Source organism: Isoptericola halotolerans, assembly GCF_045689585.1.
In the GTDB taxonomy this organism is placed as follows: domain Bacteria; phylum Actinomycetota; class Actinomycetes; order Actinomycetales; family Cellulomonadaceae; genus Isoptericola; species Isoptericola halotolerans_B.
The window spans coordinates 3039346-3058763 of record NZ_CP140108.1 but is presented as its reverse complement, the minus strand read 5'-3'; the positions used below and the strand labels follow the sequence as shown (position 1 = coordinate 3058763).

The window sequence follows — 19418 nt, the reverse complement described above, 5'->3', positions numbered from 1 at the left end:
ACGGACGAAGAGGGGACGAACGACGGTGGCGCCCAGCAAGCGCGAGCGCGAGTACGCCCGCAAGCGGCAGGCGAAGTGGGAGGAGCGGCAACGCGCCCGGCGCGAACGACGCCGCCGCGTCGGCGTGATCGTCGCGATCCTCGCCGTCTTCGCCCTGGTCGCGGGCGGCGCCGTGGTCCTGGCCGGCCTGCCGTCGTCGGGCGACGCCACGACGGACGCGACCGGCGCCGACGCGACGGCGACGTCCGGGTGCAGCCCCGTCTCGACGGACCCTCGCGAGGGCGGCGAGCTGCCGGACCCCTCCGCGGCCGAGGACCGGACCTGGAGCGCCTCGGTCGACCTGTGCGTCGACGGGGCGACCGAGACCGTCGACCTCGAGCTCGACGGCGAGCAGGCGCCACAGGCCGTCGCCAGCTTCGTCTCGCTGGCCCAGCAGGGCTACTTCGACACCACCGCGTGCCACCGCCTCGTCACGGAGGGGATCCACGTGCTGCAGTGCGGCGACCCGACGGCCACCGGCACGGGCGGCCCGGGCTACTCCTACGGCCCGGTCGAGAACGCCCCCGCCGACGACGTGTACCCGGCCGGGACCCTCGCGATGGCACGCCGAGGCGGCGACCCCGCGTCGATGGGCTCACAGTTCTTCCTCGTCTACGAGGATTCCACCATCCCGTCCGATGCCGCAGGCGGGTACACGGTGTTCGGCACCGTGACGTCCGGTCTGGACACCGTCCAGGCAGTCGCTGACGCGGGCACGACCGACGGGGCCGCCGACGGCTCCCCGGCCAGCCCCGTCATCATCGAAGGAGTTGAGACCCAGTGAGCGAGAGCATCCCCGGCTCGAACGGCCCCGACGACGTCGAGGGTCCCGCCGAGCAGGAGCAGGCCGAGACTCCTCCCACCGACCCGCCCGCGGGCGACACGGAGGCTGCCGAACCGTCCGCGGAGGCCGGCGAACCCTCCCCCGAGACCGACGAGCAGCCCGCTCCGCGCCCGCCGGAGCCCGAACCGGCAGCCGCAGAGCAGGACGCCGCGGAGCAGGCGGCGCCCGAGGCCGCGACCGACGAGCCGGCGCCCACGCCGGAGACGTCCAAGCCTGGCACGCCCCAGCCCGGCACGCCCAAGCCGAGGACTCCCAAGCCCGGGGCGCCGAAGCCCTCGGCCATCCGGCGAGCCCGGCCCGCGGCCTCCCCGGCCGCCGCCGCACCGGCGCCGGTGGCACCGGTCGTCCACGACGCGGTCGAGGAAGCGACCGCCTCCGGGTTCGGTCGCGTCGACGACGACGGGACCGTCTACGTCCGCGAGGCCGCCGGCGAGCGCAGCGTCGGTCAGTACCCCGGCGTGTCCACCGAGGAGGCACTGAGCCTCTACGTGCGGCGCTTTCTCGACCTGGCGGCGAAGGTCGCCCTGTTCGAGACCCGCCTCGACAGCGCCGACCTGTCCGTGCGCGAGATCGACCAGACCCTGTCGAAGCTGTCGGAGGAGACCGCGGAGCCGGCCGCCGTCGGCGACCTCGACGCACTGCGCACCCAGGTCGATGCGCTGCGCGGACGTGCCGCCGAACGACGCCGGCAGCTCGAGGCCGAGCGGGCGGCGGCCAAGGACCGCGCGATCGAGGCCCGCACGGCCATCGTCGAGTCAGCCGAGAAGATCGCGTCGACGGACCCGTCCAAGATGCAGTGGCGCCCGGCCGGCGAGGAGCTGCGCACGCTGCTCGAGCAGTGGAAGGACGCGCAGCGTCACGGCCCGCGCATCGACCGGCCCACGGAGGAGGCCCTCTGGAAGCGGTTCAGCCACGCGCGCACCGCGTTCGACCGCGAGCGCCGGCACTTCTTCGCCGAGCTCGAGCAGCGCAACACGGCCGCCAAGCGCACCAAGGAACAGCTCGTGGCCGAGGCGGAGTCGCTGCAGCACTCGACCGAATGGGGAGCGACCGCGGCCGCGTACCGCGACCTGATGACGCAGTGGAAGGCTGCGGGTCGGGCGAACCGCAAGGACGACGACGCGCTCTGGGCCCGCTTCCGCTCGGCGCAGGACACGTTCTTCGGGGCACGGGACGAGGCGAACGCCGTCATCGACGCGGAGTACGCCGAGAACCTGAAGGTCAAGGAGCGGCTCCTGGTGGAGGCGGAGGCGCTGCTGCCGGTGACCGACCTGGCGTCGGCGAAGTCCGCGCTGCGCGACCTCCAGGACCGCTGGGAGGACGCGGGCAAGGTGCCCCGCGGGGACATCCAGCGGGTCGAGGGCCGGCTGCGCGCCGTCGAGAGTGCCGTGCGCGAGGCGGAGGACGCCCGCTGGAAGCGGACGAACCCGGAGACGCAGGCCCGCGCCGAGGGCGCCGCCGTGCAGCTCGAGGACGCCATCACCTCCTTGGAGGCGGAGCTGTCCGCCGCGCACGAGGCGGGCGACCGCCGTACGGTCGACGAGCTCGAGGCGGCGATCGCCGCTCGCCGCTCGTGGCTCGAGCAGGTCGTGCAGGCCGCGGAGGACTCGCGCGGCTGAGGCACGCGACCGTCCACAGCCGGACGGCGGTCACGACGGGCGAGGGCTGCGGTGCGCTAGGTTCGCACCGCAGCCCTCGTCGTCGTCGTGGAGGAGGTGACCGAGGTGCCCGTGTCCCCGCCGGCCACCGCCCGGTCGTTGAGCGAGCTGCTGACACCTGCCCGGACGACGCCCGTCGTCGTCCGCCCCGGCGACGTGGGTGGCTCCGCCGCCTGGCAGACCCTGGTCCGCGAGGGCTGCCTGCAGGTCGTGCGCCACGACGCGGCCTGCCCGCCGGGTGTACCGGTCGGTCCCGTGGTGCGCGCCGGTCTGCTGGCGGACCAGGTGCCGCCGGGCGCCGTCGTCACCGGGCGCACCGCGGCATGGGTGTACACCGGGCACGGCGACGGCGAGGTCCTGGACCTGACCTACCCGGCCGGGCGGCACCAGCCCGACCGCCCGCCCGGCGCCCGCCTGTGGCAGGGCCCCCTCCTGCGCAGCGACACCACCACGCTCGGCCACGTCGGTGTGACGACACCGGACCGCACCGTGGTCGAGCTGGTGCTGCACGATCCTGACCCGGTGCCCGCCGTGCTCGCCCTCGTGCGCCGGGCCGCTGCCGATCTGGCACGGGCGCGACGCTCCCTGGAGCTGCGGACACGAGCCGTGGGCAGACCACGCGCACGGCGGCTGCTGGACGCCGCCGAGGCGGCCCTCGCCCGGACGCCCGGAGCGGCACCGACCGACCACCCGGCGTAGCGTGTCGCCATGGCCTCCTCGAACGCCGTCGAGCTCGACGCCGCCGGACGCAGCGTGCGCATCTCCAGCCCCGACCGCGTGGTCTTCGCGGACGCCGGACTGACCAAGCTCGACGTCGCGAAGTACTTCCTCAGCGTGGACGACGGGATCCTGGGGGCGTTGCTGCACCGTCCCACGACGCTCGAACGGTGGCCCAAGGGGTACTTCGAGGGAGCCGTCATGGCCACCCGGTCCGACAGCCACGGCGACGCGTTCTACCAGAAGCGGCTGCCGAAGGGCGCCCCCTCCTGGTTGGAGACGGCGCGCATCGCCTTCCCGAGCGGGCGCACCGCGGACGAGGTGGCACCGCACGAGCTGGCGGCCGTCATCTGGGCGGCACAGATGGGCACGCTCACCTTCCACCCGTGGCCCGTCCGGCGCACCGACGTCGAGGCGGTCGACCAGCTGCGCATCGATCTCGACCCGCAGCCCGGGACGACCTTCGACGACGCGGCGGCGGTGGCACCGCGCCTTCGCGAGGTGCTCGGGGAGCTCGACCTCGACGGCTACCCGAAGACGTCGGGCGGGCGCGGGATCCACGTGTTCGTCCCCCTGGCGCCCGTGTGGTCGTTCGTCCAGGCCCGCCGCGCGACCATCGCGATCGGCCGCGAGCTGGAACGACGGCTGCCCGACCAGGTGACGACCCGCTGGTGGAAGGAGGAGCGCGGCGAGAAGATCTTCGTGGACTACAACCAGATGGCCCGCGACCGCACGATCGCCTCCGCCTACTCGATCCGCCCCAACCCCCGTGCCACCGTCTCGACGCCGCTCGAGTGGGACGAGGTCGGCACGGTCCACCCCGACGAGTTCACCGTCGCGACCGTCCCCGCCCGCTTCGCCGAGCGGGGAGACCTCTTCGCTCCCCTCCGCGCCGACCGGGACCCGGCGCTGGACTGCTCGCTGGACGCCGCCCTGGAGCTGGCGCGACGCGACGAGGAGGAGCACGGGCTCGGCGACCTGCCGTACCCGCCCGAGTACCCGAAGATGCCGGGCGAGCCCACCCGGGTGCAGCCGAGCCGGGCAAGGAAGAGCACAGCGGCCGACTGACCGGTCCGCGACCCTGCCCTAGCGTGCGTACCGCAACACCACGGTGCCGTCGGTGAAGCGGCGCTCCTCCTCCAGCCGCAGGGCGCCGTGCCCGCCGGGCGGCAGGGCGGCGAGCCCACCACCGACCAGCTGCGGCAGGATGATCAGGTCCACCTCGTCGACGAGCCCGGCCTGCCAGGCCACGGCCGCCGTCGTCGGCCCGCTCACCACCACCACACCGTCGGTCGCGGCGACGACCTCCCGCACCCGCCGTGCCGTCAGTCGTGGTTCGAGCGTCGTGCGCGGCGCCTCCACCCTCGTGAGCGTGTCGGAGCACACGATCTTGTCGGTCCGAGCCCACAGCGCCGCGTAGTCCTCCTCCTCGGCGACGCCGGGAGGCCAGTCGTCCCAGACCTTGAGCGTGTCGTACATGCGCCGGCCCAGCACCTGCACCTCGACGTCGTGCTCACGCTCGTTGATCCAGGCGAGCACCTCCGGGCTCGGTGCCGACCAGGCGATGTCCCCGCCGGTGTCGGCCGCGAAGCCGTCGAGCGAGCTGATGATCGAGTACCTCAGTGTTCCCATGCCTTCCCGACCGGCCCGGTCCACGGGACTCATCGCTCCGTCGTGCCCGGAGCTCCGGGGAGCAGGTCTGCCAGGTCGTAGCCGACCGGTTCAGCGAGCTGGTCGTACGTGCAGCTCGCCGGTTCCCGGTCGGGACGCCAGCGCTTGAACTGGGCGGTGTGCCGGAACCGGGTGCCTTCCATGTGGTCGTACCCCACCTCCAGGACGCGCTCGACCCGCAGCGGCGTGAAGGACAGGTCCTTGCCCGCGCTCCACCGCGACTGGACGCCGGGTCGCCGCTGGCCCGCGCTGCCCTCCGCCGCCGGGTCCCGCCAGTCGGCCCATGGGTGCTCAGCCGCCTCCGGGGACTGCGGGTCGAGCGCCAGCGGGAGCAGCTCGTCGTACAGCGCGGCCCGGCGGGCGGCGGTGAAGGACGCGGCAACCCCGACGAACTGCAGCGTCGGCCCGCCGTCGGCGCCGCCGTCCGCGTCGTCGCGGTACAGCCCCAGGAGCAGCGACCCCACCAGCGGTCGCTCCGGCGTCGACGTCTTGTGCTCGCGCAGACCGGCCAGCACGACGTCGGCGGTCCGCGCGTGCTTGATCTTGAGCCAGCCGCGCTTGTTCGGCTGGTAGGTGCCGTCGGCGGGCTTGGCGACGACACCGTCCAGCCCCGCACCCTCGAACGTCTCCAACCATCGCCGCGCGACAGCGGCGTCCGTCGTCCGCGGTGTGGCGTGCACCTGGGGTCCGCGCAGACCGAGTCCGTCCAGCCGGTCCAGGCGCTCGGACAACGGGCGGTCGGTGAGGTCCTCGTCGTCCGCGGCGAGCACGTCGAAGACCACCAGGCTGGCGGGTACCGACGACGCGAGCAGGCGCACCCGCGACTCCGCGGGGTGGATCCGCTGGCTGAGGGTGTCGAAGTCGAGGCGGGCGACGTCGTCGTGCTCCCCTGGTGGGCGCGCGACGACGATCTCGCCGTCGACGACGCACCGTCGCGGGAGCTCGGCACGCACGGCCTCGACGACCTCGGGGAAGTAGCGCTGCATGGGCCGGGTGTTGCGCGAGTCGATGCGGACGTCGTCGCCGTCGCGGTAGACGATCGCCCGGAAGCCGTCCCACTTGGGCTCGTACACCCAGCCGGCCCGGCCGTCGGGCTGGTCGGGCACCGTGGCGACCGAACGGGCAAGCATCGGTCGGATCGGAGGGTCCAGGGGAAGGTCCATGGTGGCGAACCTACGCCGTGGAGCTGTCCTCCGCTCGGGCTCAGACGTCCGCGGGGGCCTCCGGCGCGACGCTGCCCACGTCGGCCGCCTTCGTCCCAGTGATCCGGTAGACGTCGAACACCCCGTCGATCTTGCGGGCCGCGGCCAGCACCTGCTGCAGGTGCGCCGGTTCCGCCATCTCGAAGACGAACCGGGAGATCGCGATCCGGTCGGTCGAGGTCGACACGGTGGCCGACAGGATGTTGACGTGGTGGTCGGAGAGCACGCGGGTGACGTCCGAGAGCAGCCGTGACCGGTCGAGCGCCTCGACCTGGATCTGGACGAGGAACATCGTGTTGGCCCCGGTGGTCCACTCGACGTCGACCAGCCGTTCGGGCTGCGCCCGCAGCTGGACCACGTTGGCGCAGTCGGCGCGGTGCACGCTCACACCGGCCCCTCGGGTGATGAACCCGACGATCTCGTCGCCGGGCACCGGGGTGCAGCACTTCGCGAGCTTGACCCAGATGTCGTCGACGCCCTTGACAGCGACTCCCGGATCGCCCGTCACCCGCGAGCGACGCGTCGACTGACCGGGCCGGGCGACCTCCGCGGTGTCCTCCGCGGTGCCGTCCTCACCGCCCAACGACTTCACGAGGGACTCGACGACGTGCTGCGCCGAGACGTTGTTCTCGCCGACCGCGGCGTACAGCGCCGTGACGTCCGCGTACCGCAGCTCGTTGGCCAGCCCGACCAGCGTCTCGTGGCTCAGCAGGCGCTGGATCGGCAGGTTCTGCTTGCGCATCGCCTTGGTGATGGCTTCCTTGCCGCGCTCGACCGCCTCCTCGCGCCGCTCCTTGGTGAACCACTGGCGGATCTTGTTGCGCGCCCGGCCGGACTTGACGAAGGCGAGCCAGTCCTGGGACGGACCCGCCGTGTCGGCCTTGGAGGTCAGCACCTCGACGACGTCACCGTTCTGCAGCGGCGAGTCGAGCGGCACGAGCCGTCCGTTCACCCGGGCACCCATGGTGCGGTGCCCCACCTCGGTGTGGACCGAGTAGGCGAAGTCGACCGGCGTGGCGCCCGCGGGCAACGCCATGACCTCCCCCTTGGGGGTGAACACGTAGACCTCGGCTGCACCGATCTCGTAGCGCAGCGAGTCCAGGAACTCCCCCGGGTCCGCCGTCTCGCGCTGCCAGTCGACCAGCTGTCGAAGCCAGGCCATGTCGTTGGCGCGCGGATCCTTCGGCGCGTCCTTCGCGGCCCGAGCAGACTCCTTGTACTTCCAGTGCGCCGCGACGCCGTACTCCGCCCGCCGGTGCATGTCGTGGGTCCGGATCTGGATCTCCACCGGCTTGCCGCCGGGCCCCACGACCGTCGTGTGCAACGACTGGTACATGTTGAACTTCGGCATCGCGATGTAGTCCTTGAACCGCCCCGGCACCGGGTTCCAGCGCGCGTGCAGCGCGCCCAGGGCCGCGTAGCAGTCGCGCACCGAGTCGACCAGGACCCGTGTCCCGACGAGGTCGTAGATCTCCGCGAAGTCGTGCCCGCGCACGATCATCTTCTGGTAGATCGAGTAGTAGTGCTTCGGCCGACCCGTCACGGTGGCTCGGATCTTGGCGCCCCGCAGGTCCGCGGAGATCTGCTCCCGCACCACCCCGAGGTACTCCTCACGGGCCGGCGCCCGTTCCGCGACCAGGTGCACGATCTCGTCGTAGACCTTGGGGTACAGGGTCTGGAAGGACAGGTCCTCCAGCTCCCACTTGATCGTGTTCATCCCGAGGCGGTGCGCCAGGGGCGCGTAGATCTCGAGGGTCTCGCGCGCCTTGCGCGACGCCGAGGAGCCCGACACGTACTTCCACGTGCGCGCGTTGTGCAGCCGGTCGGCGAGCTTGATGACCAGCACGCGGATGTCCTTGGCCATCGCGACGACCATCTTGCGCACCGTCTCGGCCTGCGCGGCGTCCCCGTAGGTGACCTTGTCGAGCTTCGTGACGCCGTCGACGAGCATCGCGATCTCGCTGCCGAAGTCTCCGGTGAGGTCCTCGAGGGAGTAGTCCGTGTCCTCCACCGTGTCGTGCAGCAAGGCCGCGGCGAGCGTCGCACCGTCGAAGCCCAGCTCGGCGAGGATCGTCGACACCGCCACCGGGTGGGTGATGTAGGGGTCACCGGACTTGCGCTGCTGACCGCGGTGAGCCTTCTCCGCCGTGGCGTAGGCGCGCTCGAGCATGCTCAGGTCGCTCTTGGGGTGGTTCGTCCGAACGGCCTGCAGCAGCGGTTCCAGAGCCGGTGTGCTCGCCGGCGCGCCTCGCACGCCCAGCCGCACGAGGCGGTTGCGCACGCGGTTGCCCGTGCCGGGGCGAGGCGCCTCCGCGGCGCGCTTGACCTGCGTCTCGTCGCTCACGGGCACCTCCTTCCACCAACGTCGACCAGGCGACGTCCGGGACGGCAAGTCTACGACCCCGCTCGCAGCAAGGTGTCGACCGTCCTTCCGGCGAGCCGTTCTCGCCCGCCGAGGCCGGCGAGCTCGAGGAGGAACGCCAGCCCGGCGACCTCTCCACCGCACCGCTCGACCAGGTCGGCGGCCGCACGGGCGGTCCCGCCCGTGGCCAGCACGTCGTCCACCAGGAGAACACGGGCACCCGGCCGCAGTGTTCCCGCCCGCAGCTCGATCGACGCCGAACCGTACTCGAGGTCGTAGTCGACGCTCTCCACCGGCGGCGGCAGCTTGCCCGCCTTGCGGAGCGGGACGAACCCGATGCCGAGGCGTGTGGCGAGCGGCGCACCGAGGAGGAAACCGCGCGCCTCCATGCCGGCCACCACGTCGATCCCGCCATCGGCCTCGGCGAGTCCGGCGAACGCCTCGATCACGTCCGCCAGCGCCGGTCCGTCCGCCAGCAACGGCGTGATGTCCCGGAACACGACGGGCGGGTGCGGATAGTCCGGCACGTCGCGGATCAGGGCCCGGACCTCGGCCGCCCTGACCGGGCCGAGCCCGGCCAGGGCGACCAACGAGATGTCGTCGCTCAGACCCGCGACCTCACCGGGCACGCTTGCGCCTCGGCTGCGCAGCGTTGCCCTGGTGGTGGCCGGGGATCAGCTGCGAGCGACCGGCGGCAGCCGCCGCGAGCTCGGCCTCCTCGCCGCCCGACGCGGCCATCTCCTGGCGGGCCGCGAGGACCCGCTGCGTGTGCTCGCGGTACTTCGGCTCCCGCTCGCGCAACGTCACGTCCAGCGGCGTCGCCAGGAAGATCGACGACGCGGCCCCGACGGCGATGCCCACGAACAAGGACAGCGACAGGTCGCGCAGCGTGCCGGCGCCCAGCCACAGCGCCCCGAGGAACAGGATGCCGGCGACCGGCAGCAGCGCCACCACCGACGTGTTGATGGAGCGGACCAGCGTCTGGTTGACGGCCAGGTTGGCGCGCTCGGCGTAGGTGTTGCGCGACTGGTCGAGCACCCCGGTGGTGTTCTCGCGCACCTTGTCGAACACGACCATCTTGTCGTACAGCGAGAAGCCGAGGATGGTCAGGAAGCCGATGATCGTCGAGGGCGTGACCTCCCAGCCGACGAGCGCGTAGATCCCCGCCGAGATGAGCAGGTCGGAGAGCATCGCGAGGATGCCCGCCACCGACATGCGCCACGCCCGGAAGTAGACGGCCATGAAGGCGGCCGCCAGCAGGACGAAGACGACGACGCCCCACAGGGCCCGCTCCGAGACCGACTCGCCCCAGGTGGGACCGACGAAGGACTGGTCGACGTCGGCCACGTCGACGCCGTAGCCGTCCGCCAGCGCCTCCGCGATGGCGGCGCCCTCGGCGTCCTCGACGATGTCGGTCTGCACCCGTACGGCGCTGCCACCGACGACCGCGACGCGCGGCTCGTCCTCGGGCAGCACCTGCTGCACGGCGTCGACCGCCACGGACTGCTCGGTCGAGCTCGTGTTGTTGACCGTGAACTCGGTACCACCACGGAAGTCGATACCGAGAACGAGGGGCTTGACGAACAGGATCAGGATCGAGGCGAGCCCGAGGACAGCGACGATCGAGAACCAGATCCTGCGCTGGGCGATGATCGGGTAGGAGCGACGGCCCGTGTACAGGTCGTTGCCCCACTGGGCGAAGGTCATGCTGCCGGCGGCCATCAGCGGTTCTCCTCGTTCTCGCCGGAGCCGGCGTCCTCGGTACGTAGCGCGCCTGGTGAACCGTCCGGTGGTCCGTCACCGGCCTCGGCGGTCGCCCTGCGCTCGGCAGCCCGTCGCTCGGCGATCGTGAGGCGCCGCCCCGACGGGTCGGTGGTGGGCACCGGACGGGCGCTGGCCCCCGCGAGCGCGGGCTCCGGCGTCTTGTCGGCGGGCGACGGCTCTGCGGCCGGCGCGGGTGCGGAGACCCGGCCCGCACCGACGTACCGCGTACCGACGGCCCGCAACCGGTCGGGCGAGAGCCCGGACCAGGAGTGCCCGTCGCGGAAGAACGGGACCTTCGTCAACAGCTGCAGCATCGGGTGCGTGAACCAGAACACCACGGCGATGTCGATGATCGTCGTCAGGCCGAGCGTGAAGGCGAAGCCCTGCACGCCACCGACGGCCAGGAAGTAGAGCACGATCGCGGAGATCAGCGTCACCGACTTGGCGGCGAGGACGGTGCGCTTGGCCCGCCGCCAGCCGCGCTCGACCGCCATGGCCATGGAGCGTCCGTCACGCATCTCGTCACGGATTCGTTCGAAGTAGACGATGAACGAGTCCGCCGTGAAGCCGATCGCGACGATCAGACCGGCGACGCCGGCCAGCGAGAGCCGATAACCGATCCCCCACGACAGCAGCGCGATCGACAGGTAGGTGATGACACCCGCCACCAGCAGGGATCCCACGGTCACCAGTCCGAGCGTCCGGTACTGGAAGAGCGAGTACACGACGACCAGGGCCATGCCGACGAGGCCGGCGAGCAGACCGTTGCGCAGCTGCTCCGAGCCGAGGGTCGCCGAGATGGTCTCCTGGCTCTGCACCTCGTAGGCGATGGGCAACGAGCCGAAGCTCAGCTGGTTGGCCAGCGTCGCCGCCGAGTCGCGGGTGAAGTTGCCGGAGATCTGCGGGCGCCCGTCGGAGATGATGACGCCGGGCTCGAGGGACGGCGCCGAGATCACGAGGCCGTCGAGGACGATGCCGAACTGGTTGCGCGGGGGCTCGAGGCCCTGGAGGCGCTCCGTCGTCTCGCGGAACTGCTCGGTACCCTCGGCGTCCATCTCGATGAAGACGCCCCAGTCGTTGGTGACCGAGCCGTTCGGGCCCGGGACCAGGCCCGAGCTGGCCGTCGTGACGTGCGTCCCGTCGACCTCCATCGGTCCCAGGACGTACTTCATGAAGCTGCCGTCGTTCGAGCAGGCGACCAGGACCTGGTCCGGGTCGTCGCCGCCGCCACCGACCAGGTTGTTCGGGTCGGTGCAGTCCAGCGCGTCGAACTTCTCCTGCACGGCGGGGGTGATCTGCGCCAGGTCGGAGGGGTCGGTCGGCTCGACCTCGGCGGCCTCCTCGGCGACCCGGGCGTCGACGTCGTCCTCGGTCGCCTCGTCCTCGGTCGCCTCGTCCTCGGTCGCCTCGTCCTCCGAAGCCGCCTCGTCCTCCGAAGCCGCCTCGTCCTCCGTAGCGGTCTCGTCCTCGGAGGCCGTCTCGTCGGTGGGAAGGCCCATCGCGTAGGTGAGCACCGGCCGGAACCGCATCTGCGCCGGCTGCGAGACCAGGTCGATGGTGGCCTGGTCCACCTCGCCCGGGATGCTCACGACGATGTTCTCGCCACCCTGGTTCACGATCTCGGCCTCGGCGACGCCGGAGGAGTCGATGCGCTGGCGGATGACGTTGATCGACTCGTTGATCGACTCCTCGGTGATCTCCGACCCGTCGGTGGAGACCGGCGTCAGGATGATCTGGGTGCCACCCTGCAGGTCGAGGGCGAGGCCCGGGGTCATGCTCGCGCCGCCCGGGTCCTCCTCGGTCTGAGGATCGAGGTAGACCCCGGCGAGCAACGCCGCGAACGGCACCACCATGGACAGGATCGCGAAGACCACGAGCGTGCGTACCGGACGCGAACGCTGCGTGCTGGAGTTGGCCACTTGGTTCTCTTCCCGTGTGCGCGCGGCCGCCGTGGCCGACGCGTGATGGCGCCGGCCGGGCTCACCCGGCCGGCGCAGAGGTCACTTGTCCTCGGTCTCGCCGTTCTCCCGGCGCTTGCCCTCCCTGTACTCCCGCTGTGCGGTGTCCAGGCCGGAGAGGTCGTCAGGAACGTCGACGCTACCGTCTGCGGAGGCGATGCTACCTGCATCGTCCGCGGCGTCCGAGGTCTCGGTCTCGTCGTCCTCCGTGTCCTCGACCGGGGTGTCCATCCGCTTGGCGATCGCGGCGCGCAGCCAGCGCGTCTGAGTGCCCGGCGTGGACTCGATCGTGATGGTGTCGGCCTCGTCGTCGATCTCGACGACGGTACCCACCATCCCCGACCCGGTCATGACCTCCTGACCCGGTGCGAGCGCAGAGCGGAACTCCGCCTGCTGCTTCTGCTGCTTGCGCGTGCGCGAGCTCATGAAGAACATGAGCGCCGCCAGCACGACGAAGAGGATGATGATGGAGGGGTCCACGTAGCGTCAGTCCTTCAGCCGGGGTGCGGGTGTCTGCTCAGTCTAGAGGTCGCTCGACGCGGCCTCAGACCTCGTCGAACAACGTCCGCGACCGCCCGGTGGTTCCCGGTTCCACCGTCCCGCTGCCGGACGCCCAGGTGCCCGCAGGCGGTTCCAGCCCGAGATGGGCCCACGCCTCGGCGGTCGCGACCCGCCCCCGAGGGGTGCGCGCCACCAGCCCCTCCCGCACCAGGTACGGCTCGGCCACGGTCTCTACCGTCTCGGGCTCCTCGCCGACCGTCATCGCCATCGTCGTCAGACCCACGGGCCCGCCGCCGAAGCGGCGGCACAGCGCGTTGAGGACCGCGCGGTCGAGCCGGTCCAACCCGATCGGGTCCACCTCGTAGACCTCGAGCGCCGCCCGGGCGGCGCGGAGGTCCAGGACGCCGTCGCCACGCACCTGCGCCCAGTCGCGCACCCGACGCAGCAGCCGATTCGCGATCCGGGGCGTCCCGCGCGAGCGTCCGGCGATCTCGTGCGCGGCCTCGTGGCGGACGTCCACCCCGAGAAGGCCCGCCGACCGCAGGATGACGCGCTCCAGCTCGCCCGCGGCATAGAAGTCCAGGTGCCCCGTGAAGCCGAAGCGGTCGCGCAGCGGCGCCGGCAGCAGTCCCGAGCGGGTCGTCGCCCCGACCACGGTGAAGGGCGGCAAAGCCAGCGGGATCGCGCTGGCTCCGGCGCCCTTGCCTACCACGACATCGACACGGAAGTCCTCCATCGCTACGTACAGCAGCTCCTCGGCCGGGCGGGCGAGGCGATGGATCTCGTCGATGAACAGGACCTCGCCCTCCTCGAGCGAGGAGAGCACGGCGGCCAGGTCGCCGGCGTGCTGGATCGCCGGTCCGCTGGTGACACGCAAGGACGTGCCGAGCTCCGCAGCGATGATCATGGCCAGGGTCGTCTTGCCGAGACCAGGAGGACCGGACAGCAGCACGTGGTCCGGGGCGGTGTCGCGGGCGAGCGACGCCTGCAGCACGAGGGAGAGCTGGTCGCGCACCACCTGCTGGCCGACGAACTCGTCGAGCCTCTTGGGCCGCAGCGCGGCCTCGGCGGCGCGTTCGACGTCGTCCGCACCGGAACCGACCAGGCGCTCGCCGAGCTCGGACGGGTCGATCGCGCCCTCAGCCACGGGGGCCCAGCCGTCGCAGCGCGGCACGCAGCGTGCCCGGGACGTCCGCCGCGTCGACGACGTCGGACCCCGCGTCCACCAGCACCTTGGCCACGGCGTCCTCCGCGACCTTCGACGACCAGCCGAGACCGGTCAGCGCGTCGACGACCTGCCCCCGGGAGTCCACCGCCGCGGCCACGACCGTCGTCGCGCCGTCGTCGGCGCCGGGCGCCCCCAGCTTGCCCGTCAGCTCGAGCACGATCCGCTGGGCGCTCTTGGCCCCGATGCCCGGCACCCGGCGCAGCGACGCCGTGTCCTCGGCGGCGATCGCGCGCCGTAGGGCGTCCGGGGTGAGCACGGCCAGCATCGCCAATGCGATGCGCGGACCGACGCCCGAGACGGACTGAGCGGTCTCGAAGACGTCACGCTCGTCGGCGTCCGCGAACCCGTAGAGCGTCATCGAGTCCTCGCGGACCACGAGGGTCGTCTGCAGCTGTGCGGGTTCGCCGGGGCGGAGCCCGGCCAGCGTCGCCGGAGCGGCGTGCACCAGGTACCCGATGCCCTGCACGTCGAGCACGGCGCGGTCGAGCGACACGTGGGCCACCGTGCCGGCCAGGGATGCGATCACCGGGCCGCCTCCTTTCCTCGAACGCTCGTACGATACCGCGACGCTGTCCTCGTCCCGCGTTCCGCCGCCGCCCAGGCGCGTTGCGCCGGCGTCACCTCGTGCCGGTCCCCGCCCTGGAGGGCCCCGGCCGGGCGCCAGAGGTGCGTGATCGCGAGCGCCAGGGCGTCCGCGGCGTCGGCCGGCTGCGGGGCGGTACGCAGCCGCAGGATGCTCACCACCATACGTTGCACCTGTTCCTTGCCGGCCCGCCCCGACCCCGTCACCGCGGCCTTCACCTCGCTCGGGGTGTGCAGCGCGACGGGGACCCCGCGCCGGGCGGCCGCCACCATGGCGAGACCGGCGACCTGCGCGGTCCCCATCACGGTGCCCCGGTTGTTCTGCGCGAAGACCCGTTCCACGGCCACGACGTCGGGGACGTGCTCGTCCAACCAACCCTCGAGACCGTCCGCGATCTCGAGGAGACGCAGGTCGGTGCTCGTCTCGGGCGCGGTGCGCAGCACACCGACACCGACCAGCTCGGCCCGACGGCCCGGCCGGGAGTCCACGACTCCCACTCCGCACCGGGTCAGGCCCGGGTCCACTCCCAGCACTCGCACGGCGTCACTGTCTCACGCAGCACCGACAGTTCCCGGGAGGGCACGCGTCAGCCCCAGCACCCCCCGGTCCGACCGACGCTGCACTCCCCTGCGGGCGAGCACCTCGTCCCTCGGCGCGCACCCTCCGGTGCGCTCCGCGTCAGCCCCAGCACCCCCCGGTCCGACCGACGCTGCACTCCCCTGCGGGCGAGCACCTCGTCTCTCGGCGCGCACCCTCCGGTGCGCTCCGCGTCAGTCGTCCGCGTCGAGGGCGGCCATGACCTCGTCGGAGGCGTCGAAGTTCGCGTAGACGTTCTGGACGTCGTCGCTGTCCTCGAGGGCGTCGATGAGGCGCATGATCTTGCGCGCCCCCTCGACGTCCACCTCGACCTGCATCGAGGGGTGCCAGACGGAGTCCGCGGAGTCGTACTCCATCCCCGCCTCGACGATCGCCGTGCGCACGTCGACGAGGTCCGTCGCCTCGCTGAGCACCTCGATGTACTCGCCGAGGTCGGTGACCTCCTCGGCGCCGGCGTCGAGCGCCGCGAGCATCACGTCGTCCTCGGTGACGCCCTCGGCCTTCGGCACGACGACGAGCCCCTTGCGGGAGAACAGGTACGACACCGAGCCCGGGTCGGCCAGGTTGCCGCCGTTGCGCGTGAACGCCGTGCGCACCTCGGCCGCAGCCCGGTTCTTGTTGTCCGTGAGGCACTCGACGAGCACGGCGATGCCGTTGTTGCCGTAGCCCTCGTACATGATCGTCTGGTAGTCGACGGCGTCGGCGCCCTCACCGGACCCCCGCTTGACGGCGCGGTCGATGTTGTCGTTCGGCACCGAGGACTTCTTCGCCTTCTGGACGGCGTCGAACAGCGTCGGGTTGCCCGCCATGTCGCCGCCACCGGTGCGCGCCGCAACCTCGATGTTCTTGATCAGCTTCGCGAAGAGCTTGCCACGCTTGGCATCGATCGCGGCCTTCTTGTGCTTGGTCGTGGCCCACTTCGAGTGACCGGACATGACCTGACTAACTCCTTCGCGATCCGTGGACAAGGCGGACGAACAGCGCGTGCACCCTTCCGTCCCCGGTGACCTCCGGGTGGAAGGCGGTGGCGAGCAGTCGTCCCGAGCGTGCTGCCACGATCCTACCGGCGGCCGCACCCGCCGCCGTCCCGTCCGTCGCGCGGTCCGGGATGCGGGCCAGCACCTCGACCCCCGGGCCCGCCTCCTCGATCCACGGTGCGCGGATGAACACGGCGCGCACGGCGTCGTCGTCGGGCCCGTCGGTGACGCCGGCGACGTCGAGGTCCGCCTCGAACGAGTCGACCTGCCGACCGAACGCGTTGCGCCGGACGGTCACGTCCATGCCGCCGACGGTCTGCTGGCCCGTGATCCCGCCCACCAGGCGGTCGGCCAGCAGGATCATCCCGGCACACGAGCCGTAGACCGGCAGGCCGGACGCGACGGCGTCGCGGAGCGGCTCGTGGAGCTCGAAGATCCGCAGCAGCTTGTCGATGGTCGTGGACTCGCCCCCGGGCAGCACCAAACCGTCCACCGACTCGAGCTCCGCTTGGCGGCGGACGGCGACGCTGCGGGCACCGGCGGCCTCGAGGGCCTTCTGGTGCTCGCGGACGTCACCCTGCAGGGCGAGGACTCCGATCGTGGCAGGCACCGGCACATGGTACGGCCGGTGAGCCGCCGACCCGAACGCCGCTCAGCCGCAGAGGGACACGGCCGCCACGGTGTAGCTCCGCGTGTTGGAGGGCACCGAGGTCCACGTCACCTGGCCGAAGGCGCGCTGCGTGACGACCGAGGCCGTCCCGCTGACCTGGACGAGCGACGTGATCGTCCGGCTGGTCCCCGTGACCGTCACGCTCTGCGACCCGTTGCTGCCGTAGCGCAGCACGTACGAGGTCGCGTCCGGGACCTCCGTCCAGGTGAAGGCTACCGAGAGCACGCCCAGCGTCCCGCAGGTCAACGTGGTGGTGGGCACGGTGCCGGCGGCCACGGTCCCGCTGGTGATCGTCCCCTGGTCCGTCCACGACGTGCCGGGCAGCGTCGCCGCCAAGGTGGTCGTCACACCGCCCGACTGGCCCTGCGTGCCGGACGGGGCGGTCGCCGCCAGCCCGACGGCGAGGCAGAGCGTCGCGGTCCCGCCGGCCGCGATCGTGGTGGCCGCCCCGGAGCCGCCGCTGCACGCGGGCCCGGTGTCGGTCCCGCCGAACGTCGCGATGGTCGTGAAGGCCGTGGTGAGGGTCCCCGTCCGGGTCATGGTCGCTGTGACGCTCACCGCCCGGCTGCTCACGTTGCGCACCGTGACGATCTCCGAGTCCCCGCTGCCGGGGAACGCCCCGGTCAGGCTCAGGGCCGGCAGGGGCACCGTGCCGCCGGGACCGACGAGCTCGTTGCCCAGCCCGGCGACCTGGACGTCGACCGTGCCCGCGGCGACCGCGGGAGGTGCCACCGCCTCGGCGGTCGCCTGCCACCAGGCCCAGGCCGCTCCCCCGCCGGTCAGGGCCAGCACGACGGCGACGAGCGCCGCCACCACGCCCGTCCTCGCCCGACGCCTCCGCTCAGCCATCGTCGGCACCTCGCCGTCGCGCAGCGCGCACCGTGACCCCCACGACGACGGCCACCCCGGCGAGCACGAGAAGGGGCCCGGGGCCCACGCCGGTCCGGGGCAGCAGACCCCCGGGCGACCCCGCCGGGCGCTCGCCGACCGCGCCGTCCCCGGCGAGGACGACCTCGACGTCGAGCCGGACCGTCGAGGCCTGTGTGGCGTTGCCCGCGTCCTGCGCGAAGGCGACCTCGAGCTCGACCGGCACCGCCTGCTGCGGCCCGACGACGAGGGGGGCGGTCCGGCCGGCGGTCCAGTCGTCGCGCCCGGCGCGGAGCCGCACGTCCATCGCCTCGGAGAGCGCCGGTCCGCCGTCGACCACCACGGTCACCGTCCCGCTCGCCTCGGTGCTCCCCCGGTGTCGGACCAGCAGGGACGCCCGGCCGACGTCGCCCGGGACCCACACCCGGCTGGTGCCGAGCAGCGGCGACGTCAGGTCCTCGGTCCACGCCTCGCCGTCGACGCTCAGCTCGACGCCGCCCACGCCGTCGGGTGCGCCCTCCGCGGACGGCACCGCGGCGAGGGCACCCGGTCCGGCCAGCGCCGTCACGGCGCACGCGACGGCGCCGACCAGACCCGCCAGCAGACCCGCCGGCCGCAGGTCGTGTCTCATGCCACCACCTTCCGTCGCCGCGCCCGGACCTCTGTCACCACGAGCACCACCGCGTACCCCAGGAGACCGGCGGCCAGCACCGTCCCGAGCGTCTGGCGCTGCTGGCCGGGGACGAGGCCGGCCAGGTGCCCCAGCCCCGGCACCGCGTACCAGACCGTCCCGCGGACCTGCACGGCCCGGACCGGGCGCGGGTCGGCGACCTCGTTGGCGTCCCCGCGGGTGACGAAGGTCCGGTCCCCGCCCACCGTCGTCCCCACCCCGACGACGCGGTGGGTCACGACGGTCGGCTCCCCCGAGCGCAGCTGGTAGGTCACGATGTCACCCGTCGTCACCGACGCCGGCTCCACCGGGCGGACCACGACGAGCGTCCCCACGCGCAGCGCGGGCTCCATCGACGGGGTCGTCACCGTGTAGGGCGTGGCTCCGGCGACCCGGGGCACGAGGACACCGAGCAGCAGTGCGGCGCCCGCCACCACCACCACGGCGACGGCGAGGCCGCGTCCGGCGAGTCGGAGCGCGGCACGCAACGGACGGCCCGGTCAGGGCACCACGTGCGCCTGGGTGACCTGGACGGTGATGTCCTGCAGGGCCGCCGTCAAGGCCTGGGTGTCGTTGCCGGCCGTCTCGTCGAAGACCGCCTCCACCGTGACGACCAGCTCGTCGGTGGCCTCCACGGGGACCGGCTCCGTCAGCGGCAGCGTGAGCGCGGTGCCGCCCAGCGTCGCCGCGGCCGGCGAGATGTCGAGCGCCGTGGTCAGGGCGTTCTCCTCGACCCACGCCGGGGCGCTCACGGTTATCTCGCCCAGCGCCAGGTGGTCGCCCGTGCCGCCGATCGCCAGCGTGCACGTGCTGGTGAGCGTGTCACCGGGGACGACGCCCTCGATGACGGGCGTGCCGTCGTCCAGCAGCCAGTCGTCGCACGCGCCGTCCGACATGGTCAGGGTCCCCGACGTCACGTCGGTGCCCGTGGCAGTCCCGTCCGCCGTCCAGTAGGCGATCGTCGGTATCCCCCCGAGCAGCAGGACGGCGCCCGCTCCCGTCGCCAGTGCAGCCTTCGTCAGCCGTCTCATCCCGCAGTTCCCTCCGTCGGTGAGCGACGTCGCCGTCGCCCCGGTCGGCTACCCTCGGTTGCCACGGTAGACGAACTCC

Annotated in this window: 20 protein-coding genes; 4 read left to right on the top strand and 16 right to left on the bottom strand. The window is 72.6% G+C overall.

Annotation, left to right across the window (positions count from 1 at the left end; genetic code table 11):
* Positions 1–25: 25 nt before the first annotated feature.
* The 4 genes from UQW22_RS14295 to UQW22_RS14280 all read left to right on the top strand — a co-directional run bounded on the left by UQW22_RS14295 (position 26) and on the right by UQW22_RS14280 (position 4326).
* Positions 26–823: a peptidylprolyl isomerase gene (locus tag UQW22_RS14295; RefSeq protein WP_407317744.1), complete on the top strand. Its 798-nt coding sequence runs from the start codon at positions 26–28 to the stop codon at positions 821–823.
* Positions 820–2502, top strand: a complete 1683-nt coding sequence (locus UQW22_RS14290; RefSeq protein WP_407317743.1) for a DUF349 domain-containing protein — start codon at positions 820–822, stop codon at positions 2500–2502. The genes UQW22_RS14295 and UQW22_RS14290 overlap by 4 nt, the downstream gene beginning before the upstream one ends.
* A gap of 87 nt (positions 2503–2589) precedes the next feature.
* Positions 2590–3240 carry a hypothetical protein gene (locus UQW22_RS14285; RefSeq protein WP_407317742.1) on the top strand — a complete coding sequence of 217 codons (651 nt, stop codon included), beginning with the start codon at positions 2590–2592 and terminating at the stop codon, positions 3238–3240.
* A 9-nt stretch (positions 3241–3249) separates the two neighbouring features.
* On the top strand, positions 3250–4326 hold the full coding sequence (locus UQW22_RS14280) for a DNA polymerase domain-containing protein (RefSeq protein WP_407317741.1): 1077 nt from the start codon (positions 3250–3252) through the stop codon (positions 4324–4326).
* An 18-nt stretch (positions 4327–4344) separates the two neighbouring features.
* On the opposite strand, the gene UQW22_RS14275 is transcribed toward UQW22_RS14280, so the two are convergent.
* The 16 genes from UQW22_RS14275 to UQW22_RS14200 all read right to left on the bottom strand — a co-directional run bounded on the left by UQW22_RS14275 (position 4345) and on the right by UQW22_RS14200 (position 19339).
* Positions 4345–4890 carry a dihydrofolate reductase family protein gene (locus UQW22_RS14275; RefSeq protein WP_407317739.1) on the bottom strand — a complete coding sequence of 182 codons (546 nt, stop codon included), beginning with the start codon at positions 4888–4890 and terminating at the stop codon, positions 4345–4347.
* A 29-nt stretch (positions 4891–4919) separates the two neighbouring features.
* Positions 4920–6092, bottom strand: coding sequence for an ATP-dependent DNA ligase (locus UQW22_RS14270; RefSeq protein ID WP_407317737.1), 1173 nt, complete (start codon positions 6090–6092; stop codon positions 4920–4922).
* A gap of 40 nt (positions 6093–6132) precedes the next feature.
* On the bottom strand, positions 6133–8475 hold the full coding sequence (locus UQW22_RS14265) for a RelA/SpoT family protein (protein WP_407317736.1): 2343 nt from the start codon (positions 8473–8475) through the stop codon (positions 6133–6135).
* Positions 8476–8525: 50 nt separating this feature from the next.
* Positions 8526–9101, bottom strand: coding sequence for an adenine phosphoribosyltransferase (locus UQW22_RS14260; protein WP_407320823.1), 576 nt, complete (start codon positions 9099–9101; stop codon positions 8526–8528).
* Between the two features lie 10 nt (positions 9102–9111).
* Positions 9112–10215 (bottom strand): protein translocase subunit SecF, encoded by a 1104-nt coding sequence (gene secF / locus UQW22_RS14255; RefSeq protein ID WP_407317735.1) that lies wholly within the window; start codon positions 10213–10215, stop codon positions 9112–9114.
* Positions 10215–12176 (bottom strand): protein translocase subunit SecD, encoded by a 1962-nt coding sequence (gene secD, locus UQW22_RS14250; protein WP_407317734.1) that lies wholly within the window; start codon positions 12174–12176, stop codon positions 10215–10217. The genes secF and secD overlap by 1 nt, the downstream gene beginning before the upstream one ends.
* An 81-nt stretch (positions 12177–12257) precedes the next feature.
* Positions 12258–12695, bottom strand: coding sequence for a preprotein translocase subunit YajC (gene yajC / locus UQW22_RS14245; protein WP_407317733.1), 438 nt, complete (start codon positions 12693–12695; stop codon positions 12258–12260).
* A 64-nt stretch (positions 12696–12759) separates the two neighbouring features.
* Positions 12760–13863 (bottom strand): Holliday junction branch migration DNA helicase RuvB, encoded by a 1104-nt coding sequence (ruvB, locus tag UQW22_RS14240; protein WP_407317731.1) that lies wholly within the window; start codon positions 13861–13863, stop codon positions 12760–12762.
* Positions 13856–14470 carry a Holliday junction branch migration protein RuvA gene (gene ruvA / locus UQW22_RS14235; RefSeq protein ID WP_407317730.1) on the bottom strand — a complete coding sequence of 205 codons (615 nt, stop codon included), beginning with the start codon at positions 14468–14470 and terminating at the stop codon, positions 13856–13858. The genes ruvB and ruvA overlap by 8 nt, the downstream gene beginning before the upstream one ends.
* On the bottom strand, positions 14467–15066 hold the full coding sequence (ruvC, locus tag UQW22_RS14230; protein WP_407317728.1) for a crossover junction endodeoxyribonuclease RuvC: 600 nt from the start codon (positions 15064–15066) through the stop codon (positions 14467–14469). The genes ruvA and ruvC overlap by 4 nt, the downstream gene beginning before the upstream one ends.
* Before the next feature lie 231 nt (positions 15067–15297).
* Positions 15298–16059, bottom strand: a complete 762-nt coding sequence (locus UQW22_RS14225; RefSeq protein WP_407317727.1) for a YebC/PmpR family DNA-binding transcriptional regulator — start codon at positions 16057–16059, stop codon at positions 15298–15300.
* Positions 16060–16066: 7 nt separating this feature from the next.
* Positions 16067–16711, bottom strand: coding sequence for a pyridoxal 5'-phosphate synthase glutaminase subunit PdxT (gene pdxT / locus UQW22_RS14220; RefSeq protein WP_407317726.1), 645 nt, complete (start codon positions 16709–16711; stop codon positions 16067–16069).
* A 42-nt stretch (positions 16712–16753) separates the two neighbouring features.
* On the bottom strand, positions 16754–17620 hold the full coding sequence (locus UQW22_RS14215) for a hypothetical protein (protein ID WP_407317725.1): 867 nt from the start codon (positions 17618–17620) through the stop codon (positions 16754–16756).
* Positions 17613–18269, bottom strand: a complete 657-nt coding sequence (locus UQW22_RS14210) for a hypothetical protein (protein ID WP_407317724.1) — start codon at positions 18267–18269, stop codon at positions 17613–17615. Before UQW22_RS14210 ends, UQW22_RS14215 begins: the two co-directional genes overlap by 8 nt.
* Positions 18266–18796, bottom strand: a complete 531-nt coding sequence (locus tag UQW22_RS14205) for a signal peptidase I (protein WP_407317722.1) — start codon at positions 18794–18796, stop codon at positions 18266–18268. The genes UQW22_RS14210 and UQW22_RS14205 overlap by 4 nt, the downstream gene beginning before the upstream one ends.
* Positions 18797–18808: 12 nt before the next feature.
* Complete coding sequence (locus UQW22_RS14200) at positions 18809–19339, bottom strand: alternate-type signal peptide domain-containing protein (protein ID WP_407317721.1); 531 nt, start codon at positions 19337–19339, stop codon at positions 18809–18811.
* Positions 19340–19418: the final 79 nt, after the last annotated feature.

Bases quoted from the DNA above. Each gene is read 5' to 3' on its own strand.
- UQW22_RS14280 (WP_407317741.1), top strand. From the start codon at position 3,250: ATGGCCTCCTCGAACGCCGTCGAGCTCGACGCCGCCGGACGCAGCGTG.
- secF (WP_407317735.1), bottom strand. From the start codon at position 10,215: ATGGCCGCCGGCAGCATGACCTTCGCCCAGTGGGGCAACGACCTGTAC.
- UQW22_RS14275 (WP_407317739.1), bottom strand. From the start codon at position 4,890: ATGGGAACACTGAGGTACTCGATCATCAGCTCGCTCGACGGCTTCGCG.
- UQW22_RS14225 (WP_407317727.1), bottom strand. From the start codon at position 16,059: ATGTCCGGTCACTCGAAGTGGGCCACGACCAAGCACAAGAAGGCCGCG.
- UQW22_RS14200 (WP_407317721.1), bottom strand. From the start codon at position 19,339: ATGAGACGGCTGACGAAGGCTGCACTGGCGACGGGAGCGGGCGCCGTC.
- UQW22_RS14210 (WP_407317724.1), bottom strand. From the start codon at position 18,269: ATGAGACACGACCTGCGGCCGGCGGGTCTGCTGGCGGGTCTGGTCGGC.
- UQW22_RS14215 (WP_407317725.1), bottom strand. From the start codon at position 17,620: ATGGCTGAGCGGAGGCGTCGGGCGAGGACGGGCGTGGTGGCGGCGCTC.
- UQW22_RS14270 (WP_407317737.1), bottom strand. From the start codon at position 6,092: ATGGACCTTCCCCTGGACCCTCCGATCCGACCGATGCTTGCCCGTTCG.